Raw genomic sequence first — 13961 nt, 5'->3', positions numbered from 1 at the left:
GCTCACGCCCCGATCCGGTAGAGGGAGTGGGTCCAGGAGAACGAGTTGTTGTCGACGTACCAGGCGTGCGAAGCCCAGTTGTAGCGGTAGTTGGACGGCCAGGGGTCGCCCCAGTAGACCCAGCTGTCGGCCTGGTCGTAGCCGTAGATCACATGCATATGGCCGCCGCCGCTCGACCACTGGATGCGGGTCTCGATCGGGCGGTTGCCGTTGATCTCCGTCTGCACGGTGGAGTAGCGCAGCCAGCCGTTGACGTACGAGCCCGGGTTGACGCCCGCCCAGCGCAGTCCTCGCTGCACATGGCCGAGCGTGGCCTGCCAGTTGGGGCACTCGTAGCCCTGCTGACGGTTGAAGGCGGCGTTGCAGAACTGGTTCTGGCTGTGGTTCCGGCCGAACCAGTCCGCGATGGTGTTGCCCGCGGCGGCCCAGCACCAGTTGGTCTTCTGCTGCGCCTGCATGGTGATGTTCAGACGCTTGTACGCGAGGGACGCCCGGTCGTCGGCGGTCGCGGCGGCGGTCGCGGCGGCGGTCGCGGTCGCGGTCGACATGGGCAGCGCGCACAGTGCGGCGGCGGCGACGGCTGCGGCGGACAGCCGTCTGACGGTGTTGCGCATTGCGTTCCTCCCGAGGTGGGGGTGGTCGGGGGAGCGCGTCCGGACGCTGGGGCGAGCATCAGTTCTTGTCGGGAGCAGGTCAACACGCTTCAATGCGGGGTGAACGGAGCTGTGAACGGCGGGGCAGGGATGTGAACGCCGCCGTCCCACGCCACCTGGACGCCCTTCGCCGCCCGCCCACGGCGCCTTCCCGTGCCCGTGAACATTCACCACATTCACCGAGGCATCGCGCGAACGCTGGAGGATTCCCATGGCTCACAGGGGCCACACCGAGGCCGATCTGGCCCAGGTGCTGCACACCGGCCCTTTCCATCTGGCGCTGCGCGCCGCGCTGGCGGTGCGCGGGCTGCCTCTCCAGCGGGTGCAGCACCATCTCGCCCATCGCGGGATCAGGGTCGGGGTGACCAGTCTGAGCTACTGGCAGCAGGGCGCACGCAGACCGCAGCGCCCCGAGTCGCTGCGCGCGGTGCGGGCGCTGGAGGAGGTGCTGGAGCTGCCGGGGAACTCCCTGATCCGGCTCCTGGGGTCCGACGGCGGCGGCCCGCGGAGCGATCCGGAGCGCGTGGAGCGGCCGCCCGCCCGCTCCTACCGCTCCCTGGTGGAGGTCTCAGGCGTGGTGGTGAAGCTGCTCGCCGAGCTGGAGTCGCCCGCGGACGGCGGGCTGCACACCGTGGGGCACCAGGAGCGGGTGCGGATCGGGGCCCGGCGCGAGCTGCTGGGCCGTGACTCGCACCAGGTCGTACGCGCCCACCGCGACGGGATCGACCGCTATCTGGCCATCCACCACGGCGACCCCGGCTGCGATCCGGCGCGGGTGGAGGTCAGCGCGCTGGAGAACTGCCGCACCGGGCGGGTGCGCTGGCACCGGGAGACGGGCGTACTCGTCGCGGAACTGCTGTTCGACTCCCGGCTGCGGGCGGGGGAAACGTATCTCTTCGGGTACGGCATCGAGGACGGCACGGGCGGGCCGAGCGCCGAGTATGTGCGCGGCTTCAGCTTCGCGGGCGGCCAGTACGTGCTGCAGGTGCGCTTCGACGAGCACGCGCTGCCGGTGCGGTGCGGACGCTTCGCCCAGGCCACGACGGGCGCTCCGCGGGGCGCGCGGACCGATCTCACGCTGAGCGGCAGACACCGTACGGTCCATCTGGTGGAGCACGGCGTGCGGCCGGGGATCCTCGGGATCGACTGGGACTGGGACTGACGGCCCGTGCCGACAGTCCGGATCGACAGCCCGTGCCGACAGCCCGGCGGGCGGTCGCTCAGGCGTCGGGGCCCGCGATCAGCTTGCCGCCCTCCGCCCTGACCGGGACCTCGGGCAGTGGAACGGTCGCCGGTCCCTTGAGCGCCTTGCCCGTGGTGCAGTCGAAGCGGCTTCCGTGGCAGGGGCAGTTGCCCTCCGTGCCCTCGACCTTGTCGAGGACACAGCCCGCATGGGTGCACTGCGCGCTGAATGCCTTGTACTGCCCCTCGGCCGGGCAGCTCACCACCAGTCGCTGCTCGCGGTAGAGCTTGACTCCGCCCACGGGGACGGCGTCGGCGGCGCCGAGGTCGACGGGCGCCGTGGGGGTGGGCGTCTGGGCGTGGCCCAGCTTCGAGTCGGTGGAGCAGGCAGCCGCCCCCAGCCCGGCCACGCCCGCGAGGGCTGCGCCTTTCAGCACGGTGCGGCGGGAGGAGGGCTGCGGGGGCATGGGATCTCCATGGTTCGGGCGGGGTGGGGGTCTGTCGTCAACCCGACAGGCAGAACCCGACGATACCGGGCGAGTCCGGCGCTCCTCGGGGCGGGTCCCGGCTCCGCTGCCGCCGTCTGCGGGCCTGCCGTCGGGGACGGGCACGCGGTCAGGCGCGGTCTGCTGACGGGGACGGGTCTGATGTAGGGGGCCGGCCTGTTGTACGGGGACGGTCTGCTGTACGGGGACGGTCTGCCACCCGTGCGGCGGATGGGTTACGTTCGGGCCGTGATCGTCGTCGCCGGAGAGTCCCTGATCGACCTGGTCCCCCGAGAGAACGGCAGCCCCCTGTCCCCGCTGCTGCCCCGGCCCGGCGGAGGCCCGTACAACACCGCCGTCGCACTGGGGCGTCTGGGCGCCGGGGCCGCCTTCTGCTCGCGGGTTTCGACGGACCCCTTCGGCGAGGCGCTGCTCGACGGGCTGCGTACGGCAGGCATCGACGTCTCCCTGGTGCAGCGCGGCCCCGAGCCGACCACGCTGGCGGTCGCCGCCGTGGGTGCGGACGGCTCCGCCGGCTACGCCTTCTATGCGGAGGGCACCGCCGACCGGCTCTTCGCGCTGCCTCCGCGGCTGCCCGACGCGGTGCGGGCGCTGGCCGTGGGGACCTGTTCACTGGTGCTGGAGCCGGGTGCGACGGCCTATGAGGCACTGCTGCGCAGGGAGGCGGACCGCGGGGTGTTCACCCTGCTCGACCCGAACATCAGGCCAGGGCTGATCCCCGACGCGGACGCCTATCGGGCGCGCTTCACCCGCTGGCTTCCCTCGGTGTCGCTGCTCAAGGTCTCCGAAGAGGACGCCGCCTGGCTGGGCGGCCTGCCGCCCGCCGGGACGGCCGCCTCCCCTGCGGCCGTGGTGGTGACCCGGGGCTCGCGGGGGCTGTCCGTACGGACCCGGGCCGGACTGGAGGCGGCCGTGCCGGGCGTCGCGGTGCGGGTCGCCGACACGATCGGCGCGGGCGACACGGTGAACGCGGCGCTCCTCCATGCCCTTGAGGCCCGCGGCGCCCTCGCGCCGGGCGCTCTGGACGCTCTGGACGCCGACGGCTGGCGCGAGGTGCTCGGCTTCGCCGCCCGTGCGGCCGCGATCACCTGCTCCCGTACCGGCGCCGAGCCGCCGTACGCCCGGGAACTGGAGGCTTAGCACCTCGCCGGTGTGCCGGGGGCCTCCCCGGCACACCGGAAGCACGGCGTCAGGCCTTGCGGGTACGGGTCCGTGCGGTGGCCGTCTTCTTGGCCGCCGCGCTCTTGGCCGCGACCGTCTTGGTGACCTTCTTGGTGACCGCGGCTGCCTTCCCGGCGGTGGCCGCGTTCGCACCGGCGTTCTTCGCCGCGGCCCTCTTCGGGGCCGTCTTCTTGGGCGCGGTCTTCTTGGGCACGGCGTTCTTCGCACTGCGCGGCGGCGGCACCGCGTCGCTGATCCGCTCGGCGTCCAGAATGTCCCTGAGGAACTTTCCGGTATGGCTGGCCGGCACCCCGGCGACCTGCTCCGGAGTGCCTTCGGCGATCACCAGGCCGCCGCCGCTGCCGCCCTCGGGACCCAGGTCGAGCACCCAGTCCGCGGTCTTGATGACATCCAGATTGTGCTCGATGACGATCACGGTGTTGCCCTTGTCAACGAGGCCGGACAGCACATTGATCAGCTTGTTGATGTCCTCGAAGTGCAGACCGGTCGTCGGCTCGTCCAGCACATAGACCGTGCGGCCCGTGGAGCGCTTCTGGAGCTCCGAGGCCAGCTTGACCCGCTGCGCCTCACCGCCGGAGAGCGTCGGGGCCGGCTGCCCGAGCCGCACATAGCCCAGTCCGACCTCGGTGAGGGTCTTGAGGTGCCGCGAGATCGTGGGGACGGCCTCGAAGAAGTGCAGGGCCTCCTCGATGGGCATGTCCAGCACCTCGGCGATGGACTTGCCCTTGTAGTGGACCTCCAGCGTCTCCCGGTTGTAACGCGCGCCATGGCAGACCTCGCACGGCACATACACATCCGGCAGGAAGTTCATCTCGATCTTGATGGTGCCGTCGCCGGAGCAGTTCTCACAGCGGCCGCCCTTGACGTTGAAGGAGAACCGGCCGGGGAGATAGCCGCGGACCTTGGCCTCCATCGTCTCTGCGAAGAGCTTGCGCACATGGTCGAAGACGCCGGTGTAGGTGGCCGGGTTGGAGCGGGGGGTCCGGCCGATGGGCGACTGGTCGACATGCACCACCTTGTCGACGAGATCGTCGCCCTCGACACGCGTGTGACGGCCGGGCACCGACTTCGCGCCGTTCAGCTCGCGGGCGAGATGGGTGTAGAGGATGTCGTTGACCAGGGTCGACTTCCCGGAGCCGGAGACTCCGGTGACGGCGGTGAGCACCCCGAGCGGGAAGGAGACGTCGATGTCCTGCAGGTTGTTCTCCCGGGCGCCGTGGACGGTGAGCCGGCGCGCCGGGTCGACGGGCCTGCGGACGTCGGGCGTGGCGATGGCGCGCTTGCGGGAGAGGTACTGCCCGGTCATCGACTCCTTGTTGGACAGCAGCTCCGCCAGCGGGCCCGAGTGGACCACCATGCCGCCGTGCTCGCCCGCGCCCGGGCCGATGTCGACCACCCAGTCGGCCACCTTGATGGTGTCCTCGTCATGCTCGACGACGATGAGCGTGTTGCCCATGTCGCGCAGCCTCACCAGGGTCTCGATCAGGCGGTGGTTGTCACGCTGGTGCAGTCCGATGGAGGGCTCGTCGAGGACATAGAGCACGCCGACCAGACCGGAGCCGATCTGGGTGGCCAGCCGGATGCGCTGGGCCTCTCCGCCGGACAGGGTGCCCGCCGCGCGGTTGAGCGAGAGATAGTCCAGGCCGACGTCGACCAGGAATCTCAGCCGTTCGTTGACCTCCTTGAGCACCCGCTCCGCGATCTTCTTGTCGCGGGCGTTCAGCTTCAGCTCGCCGAGGAAGTCGGCGCACTCGCTGATCGACATGGCGGAGACCTCGGCGATGGACTTCCCCATGACCGTGACCGCGAGGACGATCGGCTTGAGCCGGGAGCCCTGACAGGTGGGGCAGGGCACCTCGCGCATATAGCCCTCGAAGCGCTCCCTGCTGGAGTCGCTCTCGGCCTCGGAGTGCCGGCGCTTGACGAACTGCACGGCCCCTTCGAAGGCGGGCGTGGTGTAGGCGCGCTCCCTGCCGTACCGATTGCGGTAGCGGACCTCGACCTGTGTCTTGTGCCCGTGCAGCAGGGCCTTCTTGGCGCGCTGCGGCAGACCGGCCCAGGGCATGTCGGTGGAGAAGCCCAGGGCCAGGGCGAGCCCGCCGATCAGCCGGCCGAAGTATTCCTTGGTGTGGCCATGGGACCAGGGGTGGATCGCGCCCTCGTCGAGGGACCTTTCCGGGTCGGGCACGATCAGCTCGGGGTCGACCTCCATGCGGGTGCCGATGCCCGTGCAGTCGGGGCAGGCGCCGAAGGGGGAGTTGAAGGAGAACGAGCGGGGCTCCAGCTCCTCGAAGGACAGGTCGTCGTACGCACAGTACAGATGCTCCGAGTACATCCGCTCCCGCTCGGGGTCGTCCTCGGGGAGGTCGACGAAGTCGAGCACGACCATGCCGCCGGAGAGTCCGAGCGCGGTCTCCACGGAGTCGGTGAGCCGGCGCTTGGCGGAGTCCTTGACCGTGAGGCGGTCGACGACCACCTCGATGGTGTGCTTCTCCTGCTTTTTGAGCCTGGGCGGATCGGCGAGCTGGATGGTCTGTCCGTCGACGCGTGCCCGGCTGTATCCCTTGGTCTGCAGATCCGCGAAGAGATCGACGAACTCCCCCTTGCGCTCCCGGACCAGAGGCGAGAGCACTTGGAAGCGGCTGCCCTCGGGCAGCTCCAGGACCTTGTCCACGATGGCCTGCGGCGACTGGCGGGAGATGGGCCGGCCGCACTCGGGACAGTGCGGCTTGCCGATCCGGGCGAAGAGCAGACGGAGGTAGTCGTAGACCTCGGTGATGGTGCCCACCGTCGAGCGGGGGTTGCGCGAGGTGGACTTCTGGTCGATCGAGACGGCCGGGGAGAGACCCTCGATGAAGTCGACGTCCGGCTTGTCCATCTGGCCGAGGAACTGCCGGGCGTAGGAGGAGAGGGATTCGACATAGCGGCGCTGTCCCTCGGCGAAGATCGTGTCGAACGCGAGCGACGACTTCCCCGACCCCGAGAGCCCGGTGAAGACGATGAGGGAGTCGCGCGGGAGGTCAAGCGAGACGTTCTTCAGGTTGTGCTCGCGAGCGCCACGGACGATGAGACGGTCGGCCACGCCGGTCCGCACCTTTCTTGAGAGAAGCGGGGGCACAGCCCCCGTCCCAGACTGTTCCAGCCTATGGGGGCGGCCAGATCGATGAATGCCTGACAACCAAGGATGCCTCCCCCGAGCCTATAGCACGTGCATTCGATTTACTGCGCTGGTTTGCCACCTTCACCCGAACGTGTGGCGGGGCTATGGTCGGGCCCATGATCGATCCTGTACGTGACCTGGCCTCAGTACGTGATGCGACAGACCGGCTCCTGAGCGCAGCCGCCGCCCTGGACGACGCGGCGGTCGCCGCGCCCTCACGGCTTCCGGGATGGAGCCGGGGCCACGTCCTGGCCCATGTCGCCCGCAACGCCGACGCGCTGGTGAACGTCCTCGAAGGCCGCCCGATGTACGAGAGCGCCGAGGCGCGTGAGGCCGACATCGAGCGCGACGCCCGCCGGCCCCTCGCCGAGCACCTCGCGGACGTGCGCGAGAGCGCCGACCGCTTCCAGTCGAGGGGCGCGGCCGTCTCCGACTGGGCCCGCGCCGTCGAACTGCGCAACGGCGTCACCGACACGGCGGCGCGGCTCCCCTTCCGGCGGCTCATCGAGGTCGAGCTGCACCATGTCGACCTGGGCTTCGGCTATGAGCTGGAGGACCTGCCCGGGGACTTCACCAGCCGGGAGATTGAGTTCCTCACCCAGCGTTTCAGCGGCCTGGCGGCGGTCCCGCCGGTCCTGGTCTCCTCCGCGGACGGCGGCCAGTGGCGCACGGGCGGCACGGAGGGCGCGGAGATCAAGGTCTCCGGCGCCGCCCCGGCGCTGCTCGGCTGGCTGGCCGGCCGCCGGGACGGCGCCGACCTGCACACCTCGGGCGGCCCGCTGCCGACGCTGCCGCCCCTGTGACCGTGTGCCCCGGTCACCCGCTCGGCCCGGGGCGTACCCACCCGCCGCACGCCCCCGGGCGCCCCTGGACACCCGGCCCCGCCCGCAGCCGGGTCTCCGCCCTGCCCCCGTGCGGGGGGCTCCGCCCCCTGACCCCCGCGCCTCAAACTCCCCCGGCTGCCTCCCCCAGCTACCGCTGGGAGGTACCCCCAGAGGTACCCCCAGGCGAGGCTGGATTGTGCAGCCCTTCCCGCCTCAAACGCCGGCGGGGCTGGGTTTCCGCCCTCGCGCCTCCCAACCGCCCCCAGACTCCTTCTCCAGCTGCCGCTGGAGGAGCCACCCACGGGGCCGGGTTTCCGGCCCCTGCGCCTCAAGCTGCCCCGGCTACCGCTGGGCGGCACCCCCAGGCGGGGCTGGATTTTCCAGCCCGTGGGGTGCCTCCGCGGGGTCCCACTGGGGGTACCTCCGTGGGGGTACCCCTGGGGGTAGCTGGGGGAGGTACTGGGGCAGCTTGAGGACACGGCCTTCAGGCCGGACAGGGGCGGCGGCGCGAAGCTGCCGCACCCTGGGCGCGGGGCGGCAGCCCCGCAGCCCTCCCCCGACGGGGGTCTGGGGGCGCAGCCCCCAGTTACGGAAAAGGGGTCCAGCCACGCCCCCATCCAGCGGTCCTGGGCCGGTGAGCTGCGGAAGGCCGCCCGTCGGAGGCCGCGAAGGCGTATCAGTGCAACGGCATTGCCGAAGGGGGCTGGGGCGGAGCCCCAGTTACGGGAAAGGGCGGGGTGGGGGAAAGATCCTCCGGACACCGCGAGGGCCTACGCTGGGCCCATGACGTACAGCGGAGTGGTAAAGGTCGGCGGCCCGGCGGACGTTCATGAGCTGACGGACCTGATGATCTCCAAGGTCGCGGTCGGCCCCATGGACAACAACGCGTATCTGCTGCGCTGCCGGGCCACCGGCGAACAGCTGCTGATCGACGCGGCCAATGACGCCGAGACGCTCCTCCAGCTGATCGGCGAGGACTCGATCGCCTCCGTGGTGACCACACACCGGCATGGCGACCACTGGCAGGCACTCGCCGAGGTGGTCCGCGCCACAGGCGCCCGCACCTACGCCGGGCGGCATGACGCGGAAGGCATCCCGGTGCCCACGGATGTGCTGGTCGACGACGGGGATGTCATCCGGGTCGGCCGGGTGGAGCTGACGGCGCGCCATCTGGTGGGCCACACCCCCGGGTCGATCGCCCTCATCTACGACGATCAGCACGGGCACCCCCATGTCTTCACGGGCGACTGTCTGTTCCCCGGCGGAGTCGGCAACACCTGGAAGGACCCGGAGGCCTTCGCCAGCCTGCTCCACGATGTGGAGACCAAGCTCTTCGACCGCCTCCCGGACGAGACCTGGGTCTATCCCGGCCATGGCAAAGACACCACGCTGGGCGCGGAACGCCCTCATCTGCCGGAGTGGCGCGAGCGCGGCTGGTAGCCGCCGTCGCCGGGGCCCGGCCCGGTTCAGCGACGCCGCGCAGGGCGGCGTACGTCGCCGGGGCCCAGATCGTCGAAGCTGTCCGCCACGGTCGCCGGCAGCGGCCCGAGCCGCAGCAGCCCGGTGACCAGGCGGGTGGTCAGCGTGTGCCAGACCTGTGCGCGGCGGAGCATGGCGTGATCGCCGCCCGGGATCCGCAGCGCGCAGGTCTCCGCTCCGGCGGCGCGGGCTCTGGCAGCCAGGTCCCAGCTGCCGCGGGGGTCGGTGACCCGGTCGCGGTCGCCGTGCACGAGCACGATCCGCCGCCCCGCCAGATGTGCCACGGGCTCACCGTCGGGACACCAGGGCGCGAGTCCCACGACGGCCTCCACCGACGGATGCTCCGCGGCGCGCAGGGCCGCCCGGCCGCCCATCGAGTGGCCGACCAGCACCACCGGCACCGGCCCTGCGAGAAAGGCCAGTTCTTCCAGGGCCTGCAGGGCATCGTGCGCCGCGTCGGCGCGGTCGCCGTTCCAGCCGCGGCAGCGGTACCGCACCCGGCCAAGCACCACATCATGGTCGGCGGTGGCGCGGGCGATCGCCCGGCCGAAGGGGCGCATCCGCACGCCGGGGAGGTTCCATGCGGAGGGTGGCTCCAGGCTGTCGGCGCGGCCGCCGTGGAGCAGCAGCACCGCGGCCTTCGGCGGCGCTGCGGCCCGGTCAAGCAGCAGTGATGTGTCCGGCTGCCGCCCATGCCGGCTGGGGTGGCTGACGCCTATGGGGGTCACCTCCTCATCGGTGCTGCCGGGAGGGCCACAGGCGGGCGGCCGTCGGGCAGCGAGTCATGGTTACCCCGCTCCCGGCGGCCGCACTCCGCGCCGGTCCGCACTTGCGCCGCCGGCGCCGACTGCCTTCCCAGAGCGTCAGGCCCCGACGCTGTCCCTGTCCTGGCCCTTGTCCTCGTCCTTCGCCGACTCCTGCTTCGACGCCTGCTCTTCCTGCTTCTTCGAGGCGATCAGGCTGGTGATCGTGGTGACGATCAGCACGCCGCAGATGACGGACAGGGAGAACGGGATGGAGATCTCGGGGACATGCACCCCGGACTCGTGCAGCGCATGCAGCACCAGCTTGACGCCGATGAAGCCGAGGATGACCGACAGCCCATAGCTCAGGTGGACCAGCTTCTTGAGCAGTCCGCCGATGAGGAAGTAGAGCTGCCGCAGACCCATCAGCGCAAAGGCGTTCGCGGTGAAGACGATGTACGGGTCCTGGGTGAGGCCGAAGATGGCGGGGATGGAGTCCAGCGCGAAGAGCACATCGGTGGTGCCGATGGCGAGCATGACCACCATCAGCGGGGTCAGCACGCGCTTGCCGTTGTTGCGAATGAACAGCTTGGTGCCGTGGTAGCGATCGGCGACGCCGAAGCGGTTCTCGATGGACTTCAGGAGGCGGTTCTCCTCGTACTCTTCTTCCTCCTCGCCTGAGCGCGCCTCCTGGATGAGCTTCCAGGCGGTGTAGATCAGGAATGCGCCGAAGAGGTAGAAGACCCAGGAGAAGTTGGCGATGATCGCTGCACCGGCGGCGATGAAGATCGCCCGCAGCACCAGGGCGATCAGCACGCCCACCAGCAGCACCCGCTGCTGAAGGTGGGAGGGCACCGAGAACTTCGCCATGATCAGCACAAAGACGAAGAGGTTGTCGACGCTCAGCGACTTCTCGGTGATGAAGCCGGCGAAGAACTCGCCGGACGCCTGGCTGTTGCCGAATATCAGCAGGCCGAGGCCGAAGAGTGCGGCCAGCACGATCCAGACGACGGTCCAGATGCCGGCTTCTTTGATCGACACGTCATGGGGTTTGCGCCCGATGAAGAAGTCGACAGCGATCAGGGCGGTCAGACCGAACACGGTCAGCGCCCACAGGGTCCATGAAACGTCCACTGAGCCTCCGGCTTCACAAGGGCTGCCGCGCAGCCTCGTCTCCTGCCGGAGGTCTCCTCCACCCGGGGGACGCTGACGCGACACGGGCCGACGCCCCGGGACCGGTCCATGACCGAACGGTCCGTATTGACGGGGACGCCGCGAGGTGGGAGTACTCCCCTCCGTCCGGAAGACAGTACAGCAAAGCCCAAGCAAAGGTAAAGGAGTTGGTAAAAAGATATTCAAATATGCAGGTCAGCGCCCCCATGCCCGACGGGCGGCCGCTACCTGGCCCAGCACCTGGCGCACCACGTCGCTGCCCGGCGGAACGGTCAGCGGCTCATAGGTCCAGGCGTGGCGGACCCATGGGTCCGCGAGGTGGTCGTCCGGCACCGGAGTGATCCGCAGCAGGGAGCGCCAGAGCGGATCGAGGACGGGTCCGTACCCGCTCGCGTCCTCCCGGTCGGCGACCATCAGCAGATGGACGCCGACGGCCGGGCCCTCGTCCGCCAGATAGCGCAGCTGGTTGACCGCCCGGTCGTCGAAGCCGTGCGGGAAGTCATGGACGATCAGCAGCTGTTCTGCGGTGTCCACATCCGGCGGGAGCGAGTCTGCCGCCCCGCCGCGCACCGCCATCGCCACCAGGTCGACGCGCCGGGTGAGCCGGTCGAGCACCTCGCGCACCCCCTGCGCGCCCGGCGCGGGCGGTCCGCCGACCAGCCCCGAGTCGGTCAGCGGAGCGAGCTGGGCTGCGCCCGCGCCCGCCGGGTCGATGAGATGGACGGAGAACTCCCCCGGCGGGTGGACGGCGAGCAGCCGGGCGGCGTGCCCTGCCGCGCAGTCCAGCGCCTGCCTGCGCAGCTGTGCCTCGTCGAGCAGCCGGGCGGCTTCGGAGCCGGTGCGCCCGCTGTCGACCCACAGACCGCGTTCCAGGGGCAGCCGGACCAGCAGGGGGATGCGCAGGGCGGGGCTCTCCGGCAGATGGAGATCGCCGACGCGCAGCGCCATCGGGACCTCCATGGGCACCCGGTAGGCATGCCAGGAGGGGTTGTCCCAGCGGGCGAAGGCGGGCGGCAGCGCCGGCTCGACGACGTCGGACTCGGCGGCCAGCTGGGCGAGGTCCCGGTCGAGTGACCGGCGTGCCTCCTCGGTCAGCTTCCGGCACTTGGCGCGGGCGGCCTCGCGCGCGGCGTCGCCCGCTCCTCCGATGCGGCTGCGCGGATCGCCCAGGGCCCGGTCCAGCTCCTGGTCCATCCGGGACTCGGCGAATTCCACCGCGCTGCGGTAGGCGGCGGTCGACCGGGCGAGGTCTTCGAACATGCCCCAGATCTGGTTGTAGAGCCGCTCTTCCATGGACCATCCGGTGGCATCGCCTGCGACGGGGGCGGCGGGCCGTCCCGGCGGGGCCGCGGAAACGGCCGGAGGCGGGGAGACGGCCGGAGGCGGGGAGACGGCCGGAGGCGGCGGGGGCGCGGCAGAGCGCCGGGGATGCGCATAGTCGATCCGGCCGCCGCCCCCGGCAGGCTGCTCGGCGTCGGAGGCGGCGGGCTGCCCTGCGTCCGCCTCCCCGCCCGGCGCACCGGACGTCGCTGTGCCGTCCGGGACAGCGGGCTCCTGGTGTGCCGCCGTCGGCGACCGCCGTCCCGGCCGGGGCGTCGCGGCGTCGTCGTACGGGCTGTCACCACGGGTGGGCACCCGGGCCGGTTCCGCGCGGGGTACGGGTGTGGCCGCCTCCCGCAGTGCCGCGGCGATGGCTGCCGCCTTCTTGGGCGCCTGGACGACTCCCTGGTCGGCCAGCAGCTCGGCGAGGCCTCCCGCGTACCCCTGGCCGACCGCACGGACCTTCCAGGAGCTCTGACGGCGGTACAGCTCCACGGCGACGAGCGCCGTCTCCGCGCCCAGGCCGGTGATGGTGAAGCTGGCGATGTCGACGCCGTCCTGGCCGGCGACGGCGACGAACGGGGCCGCGCCCGTCCCGAAGGAGCCGGGGCGGCCGTCTTCAGGGAGCGCGAGCAGCACATTCACCTGCTGTGCCGGCGCGGGCACGGCGGCCAGGTCGACGGTGAACCGCGGGGCCTGTGCGGCCACGCCCGAGATGTCGAGGCCCGGCAGCGTGGGCGACGCGGGATGGGCGATCCACTCGTCGCTCACCGCCAGCCGGTCGTCGGCGTAGGTGGCCAGGGCCACGACGGGGCGGCCGGCCGAGACCCGTATCTCCAGGCGGGTGTGGGGCAAGGGGTGGTTCTGCCCCCGGACCAGCTCGGCCGTCATCGGCTCAGTCCCCTCCTCGTTGCGGCGCGCTCGGGGTGTCCCTGCGCACTCGGGCGGCGCCGCGGTCACGGCGTCCGCGGCGGCGGTGGCAAGCGGGGCAGCTCCCGGCGGCCGATGCCTCCGGGAGCTGCGGGTTCACACGGGGTGCGTCCGGGCCGGCCGCTACAGAAGCGGCAGGATCGCCGGCATCAGGTCCTGGAAGGTGCGTCCGTTGGCGGGGTTGCCGAGGGCCGTCATCTGCCAGCCGCTGCCGGAGCGGTGGACCTTGGCCATGATCTGCGCGGTGAACTGGCCCCCGCCGTCGAGGGTGTAGCGGGCGAGTTCCTGGCCGTTGGTCTCGTCAACCAGCCGGCAGAAGGCGTTCTGCACCTCCTGGAACGTCTGGCCGGTGAAGGAGTTCACCGTGAAGACGATCTGGTCGATATGGACCGGCACCCGCTGGAGGTCCACGAGGATGGCCTCGTCGTCGCCGCCGGAGCCCGCTCCGCCGACCAAATTGTCGCCGGTGTGGCGCACGGAGCCGTCGTCGCTGACGAGATGGCGGAAGAAGACCACGTCCACCGGCTGCTTGTCGGCGAACAGGACCGCCGAGGCGTCCAGGTCGATCTCCCGGGTACGCGAGCCGAACAGACCGCGGCGCGGCGCCGCCTGCCAGCCGAGCCCCATCCGCACGGCGGTCAGCGTGCCCCCGTCGCTCTTCTGCAAGCTGATGGCCTGACCCTTGGTCATGTTGACCGTCACGCGCTGTCCCCTTCTCCCGAATTGCCGCCGCCTGTATGTGCGGTTGTCTGGCACCCTACGCAGTCGGACGAATCACGCAGCATGTGCGGCACGGTTTGTGTCGGTCT

11 protein-coding genes are annotated in these 13961 nt (G+C 71.1%); 4 read left to right on the top strand and 7 right to left on the bottom strand.

Features of this window, described 5'->3' with window-relative positions; all coding sequences use genetic code 11:
• Positions 1-2 precede the first annotated feature (2 nt).
• Positions 3-614, bottom strand: coding sequence for a papain-like cysteine protease family protein (locus OF819_RS01130; protein WP_267241340.1), 612 nt, complete (start codon positions 612-614; stop codon positions 3-5).
• A gap of 250 nt (positions 615-864) precedes the next feature.
• On the opposite strand from OF819_RS01130, the gene OF819_RS01125 reads away from it, so the two are divergent.
• Positions 865-1815 (top strand): hypothetical protein, encoded by a 951-nt coding sequence (locus tag OF819_RS01125; protein ID WP_267241339.1) that lies wholly within the window; start codon positions 865-867, stop codon positions 1813-1815.
• Between the two features lie 58 nt (positions 1816-1873).
• Here the strand turns inward: OF819_RS01125 and OF819_RS01120 are convergent, their stop codons facing one another.
• On the bottom strand, positions 1874-2302 hold the full coding sequence (locus OF819_RS01120; RefSeq protein ID WP_267241338.1) for a Rieske (2Fe-2S) protein: 429 nt from the start codon (positions 2300-2302) through the stop codon (positions 1874-1876).
• A gap of 267 nt (positions 2303-2569) precedes the next feature.
• On the opposite strand from OF819_RS01120, the gene OF819_RS01115 reads away from it, so the two are divergent.
• The gene (locus OF819_RS01115; RefSeq protein WP_267241337.1) at positions 2570-3481 is read left to right on the top strand and encodes a carbohydrate kinase family protein; all 912 of its coding nucleotides are present in this window, start codon (positions 2570-2572) and stop codon (positions 3479-3481) included.
• Positions 3482-3530: 49 nt separating this feature from the next.
• Here the strand turns inward: OF819_RS01115 and uvrA are convergent, their stop codons facing one another.
• Positions 3531-6605, bottom strand: a complete 3075-nt coding sequence (gene uvrA / locus OF819_RS01110; RefSeq protein WP_267241336.1) for an excinuclease ABC subunit UvrA — start codon at positions 6603-6605, stop codon at positions 3531-3533.
• Between the two features lie 194 nt (positions 6606-6799).
• Here uvrA and OF819_RS01105 point away from each other — a divergent pair, with 194 nt between their 5' ends.
• Positions 6800-7486 (top strand): maleylpyruvate isomerase family mycothiol-dependent enzyme, encoded by a 687-nt coding sequence (locus tag OF819_RS01105; RefSeq protein WP_267241335.1) that lies wholly within the window; start codon positions 6800-6802, stop codon positions 7484-7486.
• Between the two features lie 804 nt (positions 7487-8290).
• Positions 8291-8947 carry an MBL fold metallo-hydrolase gene (locus OF819_RS01100; protein ID WP_267241334.1) on the top strand — a complete coding sequence of 219 codons (657 nt, stop codon included), beginning with the start codon at positions 8291-8293 and terminating at the stop codon, positions 8945-8947.
• Positions 8948-8973: 26 nt separating this feature from the next.
• On the opposite strand, the gene OF819_RS01095 is transcribed toward OF819_RS01100, so the two are convergent.
• The 4 genes from OF819_RS01095 to OF819_RS01080 all read right to left on the bottom strand — a co-directional run bounded on the left by OF819_RS01095 (position 8974) and on the right by OF819_RS01080 (position 13854).
• Positions 8974-9714 carry an alpha/beta hydrolase gene (locus OF819_RS01095; protein WP_416370444.1) on the bottom strand — a complete coding sequence of 247 codons (741 nt, stop codon included), beginning with the start codon at positions 9712-9714 and terminating at the stop codon, positions 8974-8976.
• A 135-nt stretch (positions 9715-9849) separates the two neighbouring features.
• Positions 9850-10863 carry a TerC/Alx family metal homeostasis membrane protein gene (locus OF819_RS01090; protein WP_267241333.1) on the bottom strand — a complete coding sequence of 338 codons (1014 nt, stop codon included), beginning with the start codon at positions 10861-10863 and terminating at the stop codon, positions 9850-9852.
• A 234-nt stretch (positions 10864-11097) separates the two neighbouring features.
• Positions 11098-13113 carry a TerD family protein gene (locus OF819_RS01085; protein ID WP_267241332.1) on the bottom strand — a complete coding sequence of 672 codons (2016 nt, stop codon included), beginning with the start codon at positions 13111-13113 and terminating at the stop codon, positions 11098-11100.
• A gap of 162 nt (positions 13114-13275) precedes the next feature.
• Positions 13276-13854, bottom strand: coding sequence for a TerD family protein (locus tag OF819_RS01080; protein ID WP_267241331.1), 579 nt, complete (start codon positions 13852-13854; stop codon positions 13276-13278).
• Between the last annotated feature and the right edge of the window lie 107 nt (positions 13855-13961).

This window comes from Streptomyces sp. PR69, from assembly GCF_026420845.1.
Classification (GTDB): domain Bacteria; phylum Actinomycetota; class Actinomycetes; order Streptomycetales; family Streptomycetaceae; genus Streptomyces.
This window is presented reverse-complemented; position numbering and strand designations above follow the sequence as displayed.